This is a genomic window from Sedimentibacter sp. B4 (assembly GCF_000309315.1).
GTDB lineage: Bacteria > Bacillota > Clostridia > Tissierellales > Sedimentibacteraceae > Sedimentibacter > Sedimentibacter saalensis.
Genome location: NZ_CANG01000707.1, coordinates 1 through 246, shown reverse-complemented (window position 1 = coordinate 246; position 246 = coordinate 1). Strand labels below are relative to the sequence as shown.

Here is a 246-nt window from a genome sequence, read left to right as displayed (position 1 = left end):
CCCCTTGCCAGGCGCCACACGCCAGATCAGGGCGGACGTCGGATCGGCCAAGTTGCGGCGCGCGGTGATCACGGCGGAGCCCTGGTCGGCGAGGTTGACCGTGCGAACGCAGGCGATGCTCGCCGTGACCCGCTCGTTGAACAGGTCCGGCAGCCGTCCGGTCTCGATGAGCTCCAGGCTGGCCGAGCGGCCGTCCACAATGGTCCAGCGCAGCATCCTCGACGCGTGGTCCCAGCCGCCGCGGTC

The 246-nt window shown here is 71.1% G+C and carries 1 pseudogene; it reads right to left on the bottom strand.

From position 1 onward, the window contains the following. Nucleotides 1-246: pseudogene (locus BN358_RS26850) on the bottom strand (hypothetical protein); the annotation flags it as partial.